This is a genomic window from Paraburkholderia kururiensis (assembly GCF_034424375.1).
Lineage (GTDB): Bacteria > Pseudomonadota > Gammaproteobacteria > Burkholderiales > Burkholderiaceae > Paraburkholderia > Paraburkholderia kururiensis_A.
Genome location: NZ_CP139965.1, coordinates 5,593,927 through 5,609,595 on the forward strand (window position 1 = coordinate 5,593,927; position 15,669 = coordinate 5,609,595).

Annotated in this window: 15 protein-coding genes and 1 pseudogene; 8 read left to right on the forward strand and 8 right to left on the reverse strand. The window is 63.7% G+C overall.

Going from position 1 to position 15,669, the window contains the following annotated elements:
* Nucleotides 1–27: 27 nt before the first annotated feature.
* Nucleotides 28–1,190 (reverse strand): IS3 family transposase gene (locus U0042_RS25080; protein ID WP_327204982.1). Its coding sequence is split into 2 segments (ribosomal slippage): nucleotides 28–935 and nucleotides 935–1,190, totalling 1,164 coding nucleotides; the frame shifts between segments, so codons are not numbered across the junction.
* Between the two features lie 89 nt (nucleotides 1,191–1,279).
* Nucleotides 1,280–1,396 (reverse strand): annotated as a pseudogene (locus tag U0042_RS25085) (transposase); the annotation flags it as partial.
* A 311-nt stretch (nucleotides 1,397–1,707) separates the two neighbouring features.
* On the opposite strand from U0042_RS25085, the gene U0042_RS25090 reads away from it, so the two are divergent.
* From U0042_RS25090 to U0042_RS25105, 4 genes are all read left to right on the forward strand, one after another.
* Entirely contained in the window at nucleotides 1,708–2,637 is a 930-nt protein-coding gene (locus U0042_RS25090; protein WP_114814900.1) for a TauD/TfdA dioxygenase family protein, read from the forward strand.
* A gap of 85 nt (nucleotides 2,638–2,722) precedes the next feature.
* Entirely contained in the window at nucleotides 2,723–3,778 is a 1,056-nt protein-coding gene (locus U0042_RS25095) for an ABC transporter substrate-binding protein (RefSeq protein ID WP_327205001.1), read from the forward strand.
* A 223-nt stretch (nucleotides 3,779–4,001) separates the two neighbouring features.
* On the forward strand, nucleotides 4,002–4,874 hold the full coding sequence (locus U0042_RS25100; RefSeq protein WP_114814899.1) for an ABC transporter ATP-binding protein: 873 nt from the start codon (nucleotides 4,002–4,004) through the stop codon (nucleotides 4,872–4,874).
* On the forward strand, nucleotides 4,871–5,758 hold the full coding sequence (locus tag U0042_RS25105; RefSeq protein WP_114814898.1) for an ABC transporter permease: 888 nt from the start codon (nucleotides 4,871–4,873) through the stop codon (nucleotides 5,756–5,758). Before U0042_RS25100 ends, U0042_RS25105 begins: the two co-directional genes overlap by 4 nt.
* 111 nt (nucleotides 5,759–5,869) lie before the next feature.
* Here the strand turns inward: U0042_RS25105 and U0042_RS25110 are convergent, their stop codons facing one another.
* From U0042_RS25110 to U0042_RS25130, 5 genes are all read right to left on the reverse strand, one after another.
* Entirely contained in the window at nucleotides 5,870–6,445 is a 576-nt protein-coding gene (locus U0042_RS25110; protein ID WP_114814897.1) for a peroxidase-related enzyme, read from the reverse strand.
* The gene (locus tag U0042_RS25115) at nucleotides 6,442–7,008 is read right to left on the reverse strand and encodes a CMD domain protein (protein WP_114814896.1); all 567 of its coding nucleotides are present in this window, start codon (nucleotides 7,006–7,008) and stop codon (nucleotides 6,442–6,444) included. The genes U0042_RS25110 and U0042_RS25115 overlap by 4 nt, the downstream gene beginning before the upstream one ends.
* A gap of 35 nt (nucleotides 7,009–7,043) precedes the next feature.
* Nucleotides 7,044–8,561, reverse strand: coding sequence for an NAD(P)-binding domain-containing protein (locus tag U0042_RS25120; protein WP_114814895.1), 1,518 nt, complete (start codon nucleotides 8,559–8,561; stop codon nucleotides 7,044–7,046).
* Entirely contained in the window at nucleotides 8,558–9,559 is a 1,002-nt protein-coding gene (locus U0042_RS25125; RefSeq protein ID WP_114814894.1) for a LysR family transcriptional regulator, read from the reverse strand. The genes U0042_RS25120 and U0042_RS25125 overlap by 4 nt, the downstream gene beginning before the upstream one ends.
* Before the next feature lie 73 nt (nucleotides 9,560–9,632).
* The gene (locus U0042_RS25130; RefSeq protein WP_198665425.1) at nucleotides 9,633–9,980 is read right to left on the reverse strand and encodes a hypothetical protein; all 348 of its coding nucleotides are present in this window, start codon (nucleotides 9,978–9,980) and stop codon (nucleotides 9,633–9,635) included.
* Here U0042_RS25130 and U0042_RS25135 point away from each other — a divergent pair.
* From U0042_RS25135 to U0042_RS25150, 4 genes are read left to right on the forward strand one after another with little or no spacing between them, the layout of a single operon-like run.
* On the forward strand, nucleotides 9,910–11,103 hold the full coding sequence (locus tag U0042_RS25135; RefSeq protein ID WP_114814906.1) for an ABC transporter substrate-binding protein: 1,194 nt from the start codon (nucleotides 9,910–9,912) through the stop codon (nucleotides 11,101–11,103). The two genes, U0042_RS25130 and U0042_RS25135, sit on opposite strands and share 71 nt — an antisense overlap.
* A gap of 26 nt (nucleotides 11,104–11,129) precedes the next feature.
* Nucleotides 11,130–12,953: an ABC transporter permease gene (locus tag U0042_RS25140; RefSeq protein ID WP_114814893.1), complete on the forward strand. Its 1,824-nt coding sequence runs from the start codon at nucleotides 11,130–11,132 to the stop codon at nucleotides 12,951–12,953.
* Between the two features lie 10 nt (nucleotides 12,954–12,963).
* Entirely contained in the window at nucleotides 12,964–13,833 is an 870-nt protein-coding gene (locus tag U0042_RS25145; RefSeq protein ID WP_114814892.1) for an ABC transporter ATP-binding protein, read from the forward strand.
* A gap of 53 nt (nucleotides 13,834–13,886) precedes the next feature.
* Nucleotides 13,887–14,627: an ABC transporter ATP-binding protein gene (locus tag U0042_RS25150; RefSeq protein ID WP_114814891.1), complete on the forward strand. Its 741-nt coding sequence runs from the start codon at nucleotides 13,887–13,889 to the stop codon at nucleotides 14,625–14,627.
* A gap of 30 nt (nucleotides 14,628–14,657) precedes the next feature.
* On the opposite strand, the gene U0042_RS25155 is transcribed toward U0042_RS25150, so the two are convergent.
* Complete coding sequence (locus tag U0042_RS25155) at nucleotides 14,658–15,500, reverse strand: VOC family protein (RefSeq protein WP_114814890.1); 843 nt, start codon at nucleotides 15,498–15,500, stop codon at nucleotides 14,658–14,660.
* Nucleotides 15,501–15,669: the final 169 nt, after the last annotated feature.

Below are 15,669 nucleotides of genomic sequence, written 5' to 3' on the forward strand. Positions count from 1 at the left end.
CTCTCTGGGAACATCAATTTGTAGTGGTCAACTGATTCCGGACACTGCGTTAAGTTTTTCTTCCGCGACAGCGGGCGCCAGTCCGTCGTTGAACTGATGCGGCCGTATCCAGTTGTACCGATGCATCAGGTAGTGACTGATATCCCGGTGTGCTTCCTGCGCCGACATGTAACCCACTGACGGCAGCCATTCCGTCTTGAAGCTGCGGAACAGCCGCTCCATCGGGGAATTGTCCCAGCAATTTCCACGACGGCTCATGCTCTGCTTTACCCGGTAGCGCCACAGACGCTGACGGAACTTCCGGCTTGCGTATTGGCCGCCCTGGTCCGAGTGAAACAACAACCCTTGCGGTCGGCCTCGTTGCTCGTAGGCCATCTCCAACGCCCGCACGACCAAATCGGCGTCCGGGCGTGTCGAGAAAGCCCAACCGACAACTCGCCGCGTGAACAGGTCGAGCACGACCGCCAGATAATGCCAACGGCCTTGTGCCCAGACATACGTGATGTCGCCGCACCAGACCTGATTCGGCGCACCAACCTCAAACTGACGGTTGAGATGGTTCGGAATATCGATCCGCTCAACCGTCGCCTGTTTGTACGCATGACTGCCGGGTTGCTTGCAAATCAACCCCAGCTCTTCCATCAAGCGGCTGACCTTGAAGCGGCCAATCGCCGTACCTTCCTCGCGCATCATGCCCATGATGCTGCGACTGCCGGCTGAGCTTCGACTCTCGATGAACAGCTCGTGTACCCGGCTACGCAGTGCCATTCGCTCGGCATCAACACGTCGGGCTCGCCCTCGGTGGGCATACAGGCAGGACCGCGACACGTCGAATACCGCGCAGATCAGCTCGACCGATTCGCTTGCGCCAATCTGATCAATTACTTCGTACGTTCGATGCCTTCCGACATCAAGAGCGCGGTAGCCTTTTTTAAAATGGCCTTCTCACGCTCGAGGCGTTCGATACGCGCCTCGAGTTCCTGAATACGCTGTTGATCCGGCGTGATTGCCTTGCCCTTCGGCGTGACGCCCTGGCGTTCCATCTGAAGTTGCTGCACCCAGCGGCGCAGCACCGTCTCGCCGACGCCGACCGAACGGCTCGCCTCTGAAAAGTTATAGCCCTGGTCAAGCACCAGGCTGGCTGCTTGCTGTTTGAACTCGGGGGAAAACGAACGACGTTGCTTCGGCATCAGACACCTCTCCATGGCGAGCATTCTCGCCTAAATCAGTGTCCGGGTTCATTAGGCCACTACACACCTTCTTCCAGCAATAGAAAGCAATAGAAGGTTTGCTCCGAAATGCCCACGTGGCGAATCAGTTCCGCTACCGGCATACCCGCTTCGGAGTGTTTCAACACTGCCACAATCTGCTCGACACTGAAGCGCTTGCGTTTCATCGTACGGCTCCTTTCATACTGAAAAAGTCCGCCGAAAACTCGCTTACATCATGGCACTGTTTAGTGGGAACCGCTCACGGAACTCGGCACGAAGTTTCCGTGGTTCCGCATGAGCGATGCCGCAACAGCCTCGTGGCCCGGTAAGGCTGGCGACTGCTCGCGTGGACGTCGCGCTTCCTACGCGGTTCAGCCAACCGACGCCGCAGCAGCGCCTTTATGACCACAGCGGATAAACGTATCGATTTTGCTTCGTTGACCGTCGGGCGAGACGAACCGAAGATTGGAGCCTTTTCCAGGCCTCAGGCATTCCCGTGACAACGACCGCCGTGACAACGACCGCTTCCGACACCGCCGTCACACGCTTCGCGCCGCTTCAAGCAGGTGCCCCGCAGTCCTTCCAGATACGCGCATTCGATGCGCCGCTGGGCGCCGAAGTCGTCGGCCTCGATCTGTCGAAGCCGCTCGGGGACGACGACTTCGCGCGCATCCATCGCGCTCACCTCGAGCATCACGTGCTCGTGTTTCGCGACCAGCGCATCACGCCCGACGAACACGTTGCGTTCAGTCGCCGCTTTGGCCCCTTGCAGATTCATGTGCTGCATCAGTTCGCGCTGCCCGGCCATCCCGAAGTGCTGATCGTGTCGAACGTGATCGAGAACGGCAAACCCATCGGACTTGGCGATGCGGGCCGCTTCTGGCACTCGGACCTCTCGTACAAGGAAAAGCCGAGTCTCGGCTCGCTGCTGCATGCGCAGGAGCTGCCCTCTGAAGGCGGCGACACCTTGTTCGCGAACATGCACCTCGCGTGGGACACGCTGCCTGCGCATCTGCGCAAGGCCGTTGAAGGCAAGCGTGCCGAGCACACCTATCTCGCGCGTTATGCGGAACTCCAGGCGCGCAGCCCGTGGCGGCCGAACCTTACGCCTGAGCAGATCGCACAGGTGAAGCCCGTCGTGCATCCGGTGGTGCGCACGCATCCGGAAACGGGTCGCAAGGCGCTCTTCGTGAGCGAGCATTTCACGACGCGCATCGTCGATCTGCCTGAAGACGAAAGTCGCGCGCTGCTCGACGAACTGTTCGCGCATAGCGTGCGGCCCGAGCATCTGTACCGGCACCGCTGGCAGGCACACGACCTCGTGTTCTGGGACAACCGCTCGCTCATGCATCTGGCCGCGGGCACGCCGGACCATCTGCGCCGCAAGCTCTACCGCACGACGATTGAAGGCGACGTGCCGTTCTGAGCGACGCCCGTGCTCCCTCTTCGTCGGCTTGGCGTCGCTCGCAAGCCGGCTTTCCAACTATTCAAACAGGCATACGGGGTCATCGATGTTGCATCTGTTTCGCGCGGCGTTGTCCGCGATGTCGCGACAGGTCCGTCACGCTGCGGTGCTGGCGCTGGGCGTCGTAGTCGGCGTGACGGCGCTTGCCGTGCCGGGTGGCGCGCGCGCCGAGGGGCAACTCCGCGTTGCGGAGCAGTTCGGCGTGGTCTATCTGCTGCTCAACGTGGCACGCGACCAGCATTTGATCGAACAGGAAGGGCGTCGCGAAGGGCTCGACATCAAGGTGGACTGGGTCCGCCTGTCCGGCGGCGCGGCCATTAACGACGCGCTGCTGTCCGGCGCTGTCGACATTGCCGGAGCGGGCGTGGGGCCGCTCCTCACGGTGTGGGACCGCACCTTTGGCCGGCAGAACGTGAAGGGCGTGGCGTCGCTCGGCAATCTGCCGTACTACCTCGTGAGTAACAATCCGGAGGTGAAGACGATTGCGGACTTCACGAGCCGCGACCGCATCGCGGTGCCCGCCGTCGGTGTGTCGGTGCAGTCGCGCGTGCTGCAGTACGCGGCGGCGAAGCAGTGGGGCGACAAGGCGTTCGACAAGCTCGACAGCTTGACGCAAGCGATCCCGCATCCGGACGCAACGGCCGCGATCATCGCGAACAGCAACGTGATTACCGCCCACTTCGGTAATCCGCCGTTCCAGCAGCAGGAGCTTGCGCAAAATCCGAAGGCGCACATCGTGCTGAACTCGTACGACGTGCTCGGCGGACCGAGTTCGGCGACGGTGCTGTACGCCACCGAGAAATTCCGCAACGAGAACCCGAAGACTTATCACGCGTTCGTCGCGGCACTCGCACAGGCGGCGCAGCTGATCCAGAAGAATCCGGAACTCGCCGCGGACATCTATATCCGCGTCAACGATTCGAAGATCGATCGCGGCTTGCTGCTCAAGATCCTGCGCGATCCGCAGGTGCAGTTCAAGATCGCACCGCAAAACACGTTCGGGCTCGCGAAGTTCATGTATCGCGTGGGCGCCATTCGCCATGAGCCGAAATCGTGGCAGGACTACTTCTTTGAGGATTCCGCGACGGCTGGCGGCAGCTAGGCACCCCGCTGCAATGGGCACATCGCAGTTCGTGGCACGCTGTTTCGACGTTTATGCATGAGCCTGCTTTCAATATGCGAATTCATTGGTTGGTGCGCGTGGGCCTTGCTTTTATGTTGACGTTTTCTCCGTTGGATTGCCCATCGTGACAGCCACCACGACTCCTTCCTTTGCAGCGCCTCGGGTGTTGCAAAGACACGCGCAGACGGGCGCGAAAACAGCAATGAGCACGGCGGTGCACACCGCGCCCGAAGGCGGTCTGTCGAGCGGGTATGGCGAGAACCCTGCTGCCGCAGGCAGCGAACGCCTGCTCTCGGTAGACCGCGTGAGCCTCGAATACCGCACGCGCGAGCGCATCGTGCGCGCGACGCATCACGTGAGTTTCGACGTCTATCGTGCGGATCGGTTCGTGCTGCTCGGGCCGTCCGGTTGCGGCAAGTCGACGTTGCTGAAGGCGATCGCGGGCTTTGTGGAACCTGTGTCGGGCACGATCAGGCTCGGCGATGAACCCGTGCGCGGGCCCGGCGCGGACCGCGTCGTGGTGTTTCAGGAGTTCGATCAGTTGCCGCCGTGGAAAACGGTTGTGGAAAACGTGGCCTTTCCGTTGCGCGTCGCGCGAAAGTTGTCGCGTGCGCAGGCGAAGGACCGGGCGCTGCACTATCTGGAGAAAGTCGGCCTGGCGGCGTTTGCCGACGCGCACCCGCACACGTTGTCGGGCGGCATGAAGCAGCGCGTCGCGATTGCGCGGGCGCTCGCCATGCAGCCGCGCATCCTGCTGATGGACGAGCCGTTCGCAGCGCTTGATGCGCTCACGCGCCGCAAGATGCAGGAAGAACTGCTGCAGCTCTGGGACGAAGCACGCTTCACGGTGCTGTTCGTCACCCACTCGATTGAAGAGGCGCTCATCGTCGGCAATCGCATTTTATTGCTCTCGCCCCATCCGGGGCGCGTGCGCGCGGAACTGAACAGCCACCAGTATTCGCAGGAGAGTCTGGGCAGCGCTGACTTTCAGCAAAGCGTTGCACGCATTCATCGCCTGCTGTTCGAAACCGGCACGGGTAATCAAGAGCAAGCGCGAGAGCAGGTGCAGGCATGAGCACATATGCGAGGCCCGACCTTCCGGTGCCGCCCGTGCGGGCCGAATACGAGCGGCCGCTCGAAGCGCCGGGCGACGTGATCCCCGCTGTTCCCGTGTCGCCCGCGCGGCGTGTACTGGCTTCCGGTGCGTTCCGACGTGTGCTGATCGCGCTCGCGTTGATTGCGATCTGGGAAATCGCTGCGCGCATTGTCTCGAACGATCTGTTGCTGCCGACGTTCGGCGCGACGCTCGAAGCGTTCGTGCAAGGCATCGTGTCCGGCGAACTGCTCGCGAAGACCGCCGTTTCGATGTCGGTACTGCTGCGCGGCTATGCGCTGGGTGTCGTGCTCGCGTTCGCGTTGACGTCGCTCGCGGTGTCGACCCGCATCGGCCGCGATCTGCTTTCCATGCTGACGGCGATGTTCAATCCATTGCCTTCCATCGCGCTGTTGCCGCTCGCATTACTGTGGTTCGGACTCGGTACGGGCAGCCTCCTGTTCGTACTGGTGCACGCCGTGTTGTGGCCGCTTGCGCTGGCCATGTACACAGGTTTTCTTGGCGTGCCCCAGACGCTGCGGATGGCCGGCCGCAACTATGGGCTCACGGGCCTGCGGCACGTGCTGCTGATTCTCGTGCCGGCCGCCTTGCCCTCGATCGTCGCGGGCCTGCGTGTGGGTTGGGCCTTCGCGTGGCGCACGCTGATCGCCGCGGAACTCGTGTTCGGCGCGAGTGCGGGGCAGGGGGGACTCGGCTGGTACATCTTCCAGAACCGCAACGAACTCTATACGGACCGCGTGTTCGCGGGGCTCGCAGCGGTGATCGTGATCGGGCTGCTGGTCGAGCATCTGGTGTTCGATACGCTGGAACGCGTAACCGTGCGCCGCTGGGGCGTACAGCATTGACGGCGACGCGAGAGGCGCGATGTATCGCCTCTCGCGGCAGGATTTTCTCGGTGATGGCCCTGCCATGCGAAGTCCCCGCCATGCGCGGGGAGCTTCACAACCTTCATCGCATCAATCAGGAAAGACCGGCTCGCCCAGCGTCAGCATCAAACGGTTCGCCCACGCGAAGATCGCAATGGCGTGACTGAGGTCCAGAATCTCGGCATGCGTCATGCCGACCTGGGCGAGTGCATCGATCGACTCACCGTCAATTGCACCTGGCTGCAACGTCAGATCGATCGCGTAACGCACAATCGCTCGCTCGCGCGGCGTTGTGCCGGCCGTATGCGGGTCGGCGAAGACCTGCTGGATCACGTCGTCGCGTTTCGCGAGTTGCCCGAAGCGCTGGGCGTGAACGGACGCGCAGTACACGCAGCCGTTCACGCGCGAGACCACCGTGCTCGCCAGCTCCCGTTCCGCGCGCGACAGGCCACCCGGTGCGTACATGATGCTGTTGAAGGCCCCCGACCGTTGCCGCAGGATCTCGGGCTCGTGCACGAGCAGCAGATAGTAGTCGGACGTCTTCGCCTGCGGATGGCTGGCTTCGAGCACGGCCATCTGTTCAGCCGATGCATCGGCGAGTGCAACGGTATCGAGCCACGCGGACCAGCCCAGCGTTTGTGAGGTGAAGGCATGCGACGTACTCATGCGGTGGCCTCCAGCGCGCGCAAGGCGGCGACGACACGCACCTGGTAGGTGACGAATGCAACGAGCTGCGAGAGCGCGACGATTTCGCGTGTCTGGAGCCCCGCCTCCTGCAGACGCACGAGTGCGGGTTTGCCGGGTAGCGGGGCGAGCGTGACGAGCGTGTGCGTGTGCGAAAGAATCGCTGTCACGCGGGGGTTTTTCGTCGCGCGTGTGGTCGGCGCAGACTGTCCGGCGTGTACGTTTTCCGCGGCGATCAGCTGTTCCAGTAGCGCCAGCGTTTCGTTGGCTGTTGCCGAATGCAATGCGAGCAGACGTTCCCGATATGCCCGCGCCACGTCAGGCGCCTCCGAAAGATGCGCCGAGTAACTGGCCGCCGCGAAGCGCTCTTCGAGCGAAAGGCCCGTTGCATGCGCGTCGAACAGCGCATCGTGACTGCCTTGCGTAAAACGCGTCGCGTCGGCGCGTGCTGCACGCAGCGCGGCGACGGCGCCGTCGGGAGCAAGACCGGCAAGCCTGTTGACGAGGTCGCCGTCGGCGAACGGCTCATTCACTGCTGTGGACATGTGTACTCCTGTGGTGTGCTGGTTCGATGCGTCCATCACGATTCGTTCGTGACAGCCGGACGCGACGTAGCAGTAGCGGCATCGGCATCGGCATCGACCCATTCGTCTCCGAACAGCTCGGCCTTGTCGAATGCCTGCAACGCCGCGTAATGCAGCTCGCGGTCGGCGTCGAACAGCATGGACGCAATGCCGCGCGCAAGCCGTTGGGCGCCGTCGCTGATGGCGGGAATATCGCCCGCGACCTTGCCATGCGAGAGGCTCGCCGCATGGTTGAAGCAATGGATCCGGCCAAGCGAGGGACAACTGCCCGGCACGCGTTCCTGAAAGGCGAGCTGCGTGTCGAGGTCGGGCGACGATCCCAGTTCGTCGTTCGCGAGTTGGGGGCCTGGGTCAAAGCGGTCGCGCCAGCGACGAACGTGTGGTGCAATCGACGCAAACTCCGGGCGCGTGTCGATCTCGGAATGAAAGCCTGTTGCGAAGATCAGGTAGTCGAGCACGTAACGTCCCTTCGGCGTGTCGAGCGCGATCTCATCGCCCTGAACGGTCGCGCCGAGCAACGGACTGCCGAGATGAAGATGCGCCTGCGCGTGACGCGTCACGCGCAGCACGCTGTCGCGCGGCGCAGGTGTTTGCGACTGCGCGGAATAGTGCAGGAAGCGCCATTTCCACTCGTCGTCCAGATGCTGGAAGCCGTGCACGAGCCCCGGGCTGCCGATGCCCGTCAGCTTGTTGATGCGCGGCATCTCGCTGCGGCGAATGAACAGGTCGACGCGCGCCGCACCTGCTTCGAGCGCGACCGCCGCGTTGTCGAAAGCCGATGCGCTACCGCCCACCACGCCGACGCGCTTCGCGCGCAATGCGTCGAAGTCGATTGCGTCAGACGAGTGCGCGCGCAAGTGCGCGGGCAGCGTATCGGCGATGGGCGGCACATACGGGCCGCCGAGCCCTTCGCGTCCGGTGGCGAGAACGACGTGCCGTGCAAGCACGGTGCGCGCCTGCACGGCGCTTGCCTCACGCCCGGCGACCGCTTGCAGGCGCAGTGCCCACAACCCGTCCGCACGAGGCTCAATCAGGGCGACACGCGTATCGTTCACCACCGGCAAAGCCAGCACGTCGCGATACCAGCGCAGATACGCCATCCATTGCTCGCGCGGAATCTTGTTCAATGCATCCCATTGCGCGCGGCCAAACTGGGCTTCGTACCACGCGCGGAACGTGAGCGCGGGAAACCGCAACGCCGGGCCGGTCAGTTGTTTGGGCGAACGCAGCGTGTGCATCCGCGCGTAGGTGACCCACGGGCCCTCATGTCCCGCACTGGCCTGATCGAAGAGCTGGATATGGTCGATGCCCAGCATGCGCAATTCGGCCGCCACCGTGAGCCCGGCCATGCCGCCGCCGATGATCGCAACGTCGAGCACGCGCTCGCCCTCCACGAAGCGGGACGGAACCCACGCGGGCGATGGCAATTCGAGCCATGCGAGGTCTTCTCGCAGGCGCGCTTCGAGCGCGGCGAGTCCGGTGCCCGTTGTGTGCGACGTGGTTGTGGCGTTCATGTTTCGGCTCCTGCCGGGTGGCGCGTCGAACGCTTGCCGTTCTTTGCGCGCGGTTGGACGGGTACGGACAGTAACGCGTCGTGCTGTGTAGCGAGATGACGTGTAGCGCCCGGCAACAACTCGTGCGAGACGGCGTCGATGGCCGCGATCAACGCATCGACAGCAGGCGAGTGCGCCTTGTTCGCGGACGTCACCACGCCGTAAAAAAAGGGAATATCGACATCGAGCCGCCGCGTCACGACACCGTCCACAGGCGTACCGAAGGCCGTAGCCGGATCGACAACGGCGACGGCGAGGCCCGCCTGTGCAGCCATGACTGCATTGAGCGACGCATTGCTCTCGAGCACGACGACGGGTGCGAGCCCCGCGGCTTCGAACGCCTGGTCGATACGGTGACGCAAACGATAGCGGTTCGCGACGGTCGCGATACGGCGGTGAGCGAGATCGCGCAGTTCAACCACTGACGCATTGGCGAGAGGATCGCCGCAGCCGACAACCGCCACGCACGGCGCTTCGATCACGTAGTGCAGGCGCAGTGCGCCGTGATCGAGCGGCAGCGTTGCGATACCCACATCCACGGCGCGAGACAACAGGGCCTGTACGACCTGCTCGGCGGATGCGCTGCGCACCTGCGCCTCATGCGCTGCGACGCCTGGCGCGAGCCTTGCCAAGGCACGCGGCACGAGCGCTGCGGCAAGCGCGGGTGTCGCAGCAATGCGTAGCGGCGGTGCCTCGTCACGGCCGATGGCAAGCGCACTGGCGCGTATCCGTTCGAGGCCCACCAGTGCACGCTCCACCTCGGCGTAAAGCAGAAAGGCGCGATGGGTCGGCGTGACGCGCGGCCCGTTCCGGTCGAACAGCGCGTAGCCGATTTCCTGTTCGAGATCCTGGATCGTGCGCGATACGCCGGGCTGCGAGCGCCCGAGCAGACGCGCGGCGCCAGTGATACTGCCCGCCGACATGACGGCCGAAAAGGCTTCGAGCTGATGCAACTCCATGCGCTGTCCTGGTCATGTGTTGCGGGCATTGTAGAGGCCGTTGCATGCACCATTCTTATAATAAATTCGGCTATTAAAAGAACGGAATGGCGCGAAAGGAGGCAGGCGCCCGTGCAGCGCCGTGTCCGCTTGCAGCGTGATTGAACGGCACCGTGGCACCCAAACCCTTACGCAGCGCACGCGACGGAAAGTCGCAAAGGCTTGAACGCAATTTCGGAAAAGTCATTGCGTGCGCGCCGATAAGCTTTCCATCGAAAAGCGCATATCGATTGGCGCTTATCTTGTTTGGTTCGTTTCCGGCCGACATGGTTACATCGCACCACATCATCATTGGAATGCGTGAGATCAACATGTCGAGACCGTTGAACAGGAAGATCGGCCGCACGTGGCGCCGTACGTTGGGCGCCTGGGCCTTGAGCATCGCCACCGCCGTACCGCTGCTGTTGCCGACGAACGCGGCCCATGCCGCGGGCGATCCGTACTGGGTCGGCGTGACCGGTCCGTTGAGCGGCCAGGACGCCCAGTACGGCGAGCAATGGAAGCGGGGATTCGACCTCGCGCTCGAACAGATCAACGCGAACGGCGGCATCAACGGTCACCCGCTCAATTACGATTTCGAGGACAGCCGCAGCGACCCGCGCCAGGCTGTCGCGATTGCACAGAAGTTCGTCGACGACAAACGCATCCTGCTCGAACTGGGCGATCTGTCGAGCGGTGCCTCGATGGCCGCATCGCCCATCTATCAGCGCGCGGGGCTCGTGCAGTTCGGCTTCACGAATTCGCATCCCGACTTCACGAAGGGCGGCGACTATATGTGGAGCACGGCCATCAGTCAGGCTGAAGAGCAGCCTCTGCTTGCGAACTACGTCACCAAAGGACTCGGCTTTCGCAAGATCGCCGTGCTCTATCTGAATACGGACTGGGGCCGCACGAGCAAGGACATTTTCGCGAAAGCGGCATCGGCGAACGGCGCGCAGATCGTCGCGGCCGAAGGCTATCAGCCCAACGAAAAGGACTTTCGCGCGACGCTTACGCGTGTAAAGAGCGCGTCGCCCGATTCGCTCGTCCTCATCTCGTACTACTCCGACGGCGCGCAGATTGTCCGCCAGGCGCGCGCTTCGGGCGTGCGCGAGCCGATTGCGGCGGTGGGTTCCGTCTACTCGCCGAAGTTCATCGACCTGGGCGGTGAAGCCGTGAACGGCGTGTACACAGAATCGAACTTCTTCCCGGGCGATCCGCGTCCTGAAGTGCAGAGCTTCGTGCAGCGCTATCGGGCTCGCTACAACGCAGACCCCGACACGTTCGCGGCCCGCGCCTACGACGCGATGACGCTCGCGGCCGAAGTGATCCGCCGGTATGGCGCCACGCGCGGTGCTGTGCACGACGGTTTCGCGAAGATCGACAACGTGCCGAGCGTGATTTTCGGCAAGTTCCGCTTCGACCCGCAAACGCGACGCGTTGCCGGCGCAAAGAATCTCGACCTCGTCGTGAAGGACGGCAAGTTCGCACTGTGGGACGGCACGAGCGCACCGCGCGTCCAGTAACGCAAGGGATCGAATAGGGCACTGCAATGGCAGCGTGGTTCGACTACACGATCAACGGGCTGATCGTCGGCAACATCTATGCGCTGCTCGCTGTCGGGCTCGCGCTCATCTTCGGCGTGTCGCACCTCATCAATTTTGCGCACGGTTCCGTGTACATGGTGGGCGGCTTCATCGGCTGGCTGTGCCTTACGCGTTTGGGCCTGCCGCTGCCGGTTGCGTTGCTGGCGACGGTGAGCGGCTGCGCGCTGCTCGGTATCGCGATCGAACGTATCGGCCTGCGGCCGCTGCAAGGCGCCGCGCGCATTGCGCCCTTGCTCGCGACGATCGGCATCAGCTTCGTGCTCGATCAACTGGCGCAGATCGTATTCGGCCCAGACCCGCGGCCTGTGCCCGGTTCGCTGCCGCAGTGGACGGTGACCGTTGGCGGCGCATCGCTCAACTCGCTCGACGTGCTGATTGCGGCAATCGGCATTGGCGCGGCTGCCGTGCTGTATGCGTTCCTGCGCTTCACGCGGCTCGGCTGGGCCGTGCGGGCGACCGCACAGGACCGTGATGCCGCGCAGCAGATGGGCGTGGACGTGCACGCGGTGAACCGCGCGGTGTTCGCCATTGCGTGCGGACTCGGCGGGCTCAGTGGCGTGCTGGTCGGGATGTACTACAACAGCATCGAACCCGCGATGGGCTTTCAGGCAACGCTCAAAGGCGTCGTGGCGCTGCTGATCGGCGGTCTCGGCAATGTGCCGGGCGCGATTGCGGGCAGTCTGCTGCTCGGCCTCGTGGAAAGCTATGGCGTTGCGCTCTTCGGCACGAGCTATCGCGATCTGTTCGCGTTCGCGCTGTTGCTGCTCTTTCTCGTGCTGCGGCCTAATGGGCTCTTCAGTTCGAGCCGCCGCTTGCCGCCTGAACCGCTGACGGGCACCTTCCTCTCGAACCGGCGAGCGGTGCGCCTCTCGCCCCGCGTGGTCGGTGTGCTGCTCGCCGGTGCGTTCGCCTTACCCCTTGTCGCGCCGTTCCCCTATCTGTTGCAGACGTTGACCAACGGCTGGATTTTCGGTTTGCTCGCCTTGAGCCTGACGCTTGTAGCGGGCACGGTCGGCCAGATTTCGCTGGGCCATGCCGCGCTGCTGTTGATCGGTGCCTATGCGTCCGCGCTGCTGTCCGCGAACATGGGCTGGACGCCTGCGCTCACCATCCTGCTCGCGGGCGGCGTGACTGCCGCAATCGGCACGCTGCTGATCTACCCGTCGTTTCGTCTGCGTGGACACTACGTATCGATTGCGACGCTTGGCATCGGCGAGATCGTAGGACTCGTCATCCTGAACTGGGACAGCCTCACGCGCGGACCCATCGGCGTGACCGGCATCGCGCCGTTGTCGCTGTTCGGCTGGCCGCTGTCGGATGCGCGCGCGGCATACTGGTTTACGCTTGCCGTACTGGTCGCGCTCGCCTTGCTTCAGCTTCGGCTGCTGCGCTCTCATCTGGGGCGCACGTGGCGGGCAATCCGCGAAGACGATGTCGCGGCCCGCGCATACGGTGTGCGACCGAACCGCTACAAGGCGATGGCCTTCGCGTGCGGGGGGCTCTCTGCCGGTATCGGCGGGGCCATCGCCGCGCATCTGTACAGCTACATCAACTACCAGACCTTCGATTCTCAGGTCTCCATTCTCGGTCTCACGATGGTGATACTGGGCGGCCTCGGCAACGTGCCGGGCGCCATCGTGGGCTCCGTGGCGCTGGTCGGGCTGCCGGAGCTGTTCCGCTTTGCGGCCGACTACCGGATGCTCGTCTACGGGGTGATGTTGCTGCTGCTGGTGCGCTTTCGCCCACAGGGCCTGTTCGGCGCGGTTTGAGGAGAGAACGATGACCATTGCGAGCGGAGAGGGACGCTCCATCCTGTTCGACGTGCGCCGCGTGACACGACGCTTTGGTGGCCTCACGGCGGTCAACGAAATCAGTCTCAACGTTGCGGCCGGCGAGTGCGTGAGCGTGATCGGGCCGAACGGCGCGGGCAAATCGACCCTGTTCAATCTGCTTGCAGGAACGGACAGGCCCGACGACGGCATCGTGCGATTCGACGGCGAAGACGTGACGGGCTACGCGCCCGACGAACTCGCACGGCGCGGCGTGGCGCGTACGTTCCAGCATGGACGAGTGTTCGGCAACCTGTCGGTACGCGACAACGTGCTGATCGGCGCGCACTCGCGTCTTGCCATTGCGCGGCGCGGCCTGCCGTTGATCGGCGCAATCGCGGAGGTGTTCCGCGCGCTCGCTCCAGGCCCTGCGCTACGCGACGAAGAGGAACGCCTGCGCGAAGAAGCGAAGCGTGTACTCGCGCGTTTCGGCACACGGCTCTTGCCGCGCATCGATGCGCCTGCGCACAGCCTCTCGTATGCCAACCGGCGACGCGTCGAAATAGCCCGCGCGTTGATGCTGCATCCACGCATTCTGCTGCTCGACGAACCGACCGCGGGCATGAACGAATCCGAAACGGCGGAAATGCAGGAACTCATGCTCGAACTGAAGCGCGAGGGTCTCACGATCCTCCTGATCGAACACAAGCTCGACCTCGTCATGCGTCTCTCGGACCGTGTGATCGTGATGGACGACGGCAGGAAGATCGCGTCGGGCCTGCCTGAAGAGGTACGCAACAACCCGCTCGTCATCGAGGCTTACCTGGGGCACCGCCACGTCGGGCGCGAGACTGGTCGCAGCGTAGCGGTTGCGGCATGAGCCGCCGCTTGCGAGCGACTGCAAGCCAAACATCGTCTTACGCGAAACACGCCATGACGGACATTCAACTGAAACTCGACCGCATCGACACGTTCTACGGACAAAGTCAGGTTCACTTCGGCGTGAGCGTCGCGGTGCCGCGCGGTGAAATCGTGTGCCTGCTGGGCGGCAACGCGAGCGGCAAATCGACCACGATGAAGGTGATCCTCGGTTTGCACAAACCGCGTTCGGGCGACGTGGTGTTCGAGGGACAGTCGTTGAAGGGACTGTCGACGGTGCAGATCATCCGGCGCGGCATTGCCTCGGTGCCGGAGGCGCGCCGTCTGTTCGGCGACATGACGGTACGCGAAAACCTGCTGATGGGCGCGTTCTCACGCCGCGATCGCGAGGGCATTGCAGCCGACTACGAGCGCATGCTGGAACTGTTTCCGCGTGTGAAAGAGCGGTTGGCGCAGCGCGCCGGTACGCTTTCGGGCGGCGAGCAGCAGATGCTCGCGATGGCGCGTGCCTTCATGAGCCGCCCGTCGCTCGTCTGTATGGACGAACCCACGATGGGGCTCTCGCCGCTCTACGTCGACAAGGTGCTCGAACTGATCCGTACCGTGAACGAGCAGGGCGTGACGTTCTTCATGGTGGAGCAGAACGCGAGCCTTGCGCTTCAGATCGCGCACCGTGGCTACGTGCTGCAAACGGGGCGCGTGGTGTTGTCGGGCGATGCGCAAAGCCTGCTCGGCGACGAGCGGATTCGAGACGCGTATCTGGGTGGCGCGCTGGCTGCAGAAACGGCGTCCTGACCGCGCGACGCCGCAACGCGGACACAAGCTTCAGGCAGATGGAGCAGTGACGAGTTCGAGGCGCGCCGCGTGGGTGAGCCGACGCGGCAGGGCGCGCGCCTGCGAGGCATTGGCTACACGCAGCGCGGCACCGAAGAGGCCCTCGCCCCGCGTGGCCAGATGGGTGCGCAATTCGGCAGCAAGCGCAGACGGGTTCCCCGTTTCATCCGGCTTCGCGGCGCCGTGTGCGTCGCCAGACGGCGAGAGCAGAACAAGCGTGGTCGTGCCGATCGGCAGCGTGGCGACATGCACGCCCTGGCCCGTGAGGGTGGCACGATGCACTGGCACATCGCCGAGCAGCGCACGGTAGCGCGCCGTGCTCTTGTCCAGATCCACGACCGCGACGTTGATGGATGCCAGGCCCGCTGCGCCGTTGCGATGCTCGCGCGCGCTGCCCTCGGGCACGCGCAGAAAGCGCGGCGTCAGATCGCCGCAAAGAAACGGTAGATCGCGTGTCGTAGGCCGTGCAATCTGCCATTCGAGCCGTGTGCCGTCGGGCCGCACACGGCCGCCGGGAACGAGCCCATCGTAGAAGAGTCCGCGCCGGTACGTCGCTTCCATTGCGCGGGCAACGGAGTCGGGCAGCAGCGCGAAATCGACAAAACCTTCGCCGGTACGCCTTTGTTCGTCCCACCAGCGATGTTCCCGCGCTTCTTTCAGGAAGGCGATCAGTTCGATATAGCTGCCGTCGGCGAAGGCGATGAGCGCGTTGTGCGTCGTGCCGTCTGCATGGGTGCCGCCGTGCAGGATGGTGAAACCCAGTTCGGCAAAGTCGGCGACGGTCTGTTTGAGGTCATGCACGCGAACCACGAGATGATCCGGCAGCAAGGTCATTCATCCACTCCTGTCATTGGGCGATTCCGCAGTATCGGCATGTGTGTCGATCGTCGCCAACAACAATATGTCGATTCTTATTCGCTAATCGCGGTAAGCCGGCCGCCATCGGCAAAGCGCGGCATATGACGCGTTCCGCTTTGCTCGTGACGATTTTTTCGTTCACCGG

Bases quoted from the DNA above. Each gene is read 5' to 3' on its own strand.
- U0042_RS25095 (WP_327205001.1), top strand. From the start codon at position 2,723: ATGTTGCATCTGTTTCGCGCGGCGTTGTCCGCGATGTCGCGACAGGTC.
- U0042_RS25100 (WP_114814899.1), top strand. From the start codon at position 4,002: ATGAGCACGGCGGTGCACACCGCGCCCGAAGGCGGTCTGTCGAGCGGG.
- U0042_RS25105 (WP_114814898.1), top strand. From the start codon at position 4,871: ATGAGCACATATGCGAGGCCCGACCTTCCGGTGCCGCCCGTGCGGGCC.
- U0042_RS25110 (WP_114814897.1), bottom strand. From the start codon at position 6,445: ATGAGTACGTCGCATGCCTTCACCTCACAAACGCTGGGCTGGTCCGCG.
- U0042_RS25115 (WP_114814896.1), bottom strand. From the start codon at position 7,008: ATGTCCACAGCAGTGAATGAGCCGTTCGCCGACGGCGACCTCGTCAAC.
- U0042_RS25120 (WP_114814895.1), bottom strand. From the start codon at position 8,561: ATGAACGCCACAACCACGTCGCACACAACGGGCACCGGACTCGCCGCG.
- U0042_RS25125 (WP_114814894.1), bottom strand. From the start codon at position 9,559: ATGGAGTTGCATCAGCTCGAAGCCTTTTCGGCCGTCATGTCGGCGGGC.
- U0042_RS25135 (WP_114814906.1), top strand. From the start codon at position 9,910: ATGTCGAGACCGTTGAACAGGAAGATCGGCCGCACGTGGCGCCGTACG.
- U0042_RS25130 (WP_198665425.1), bottom strand. From the start codon at position 9,980: ATGCTCAAGGCCCAGGCGCCCAACGTACGGCGCCACGTGCGGCCGATC.
- U0042_RS25140 (WP_114814893.1), top strand. From the start codon at position 11,130: ATGGCAGCGTGGTTCGACTACACGATCAACGGGCTGATCGTCGGCAAC.
- U0042_RS25145 (WP_114814892.1), top strand. From the start codon at position 12,964: ATGACCATTGCGAGCGGAGAGGGACGCTCCATCCTGTTCGACGTGCGC.
- U0042_RS25150 (WP_114814891.1), top strand. From the start codon at position 13,887: ATGACGGACATTCAACTGAAACTCGACCGCATCGACACGTTCTACGGA.
- U0042_RS25155 (WP_114814890.1), bottom strand. From the start codon at position 15,500: ATGACCTTGCTGCCGGATCATCTCGTGGTTCGCGTGCATGACCTCAAA.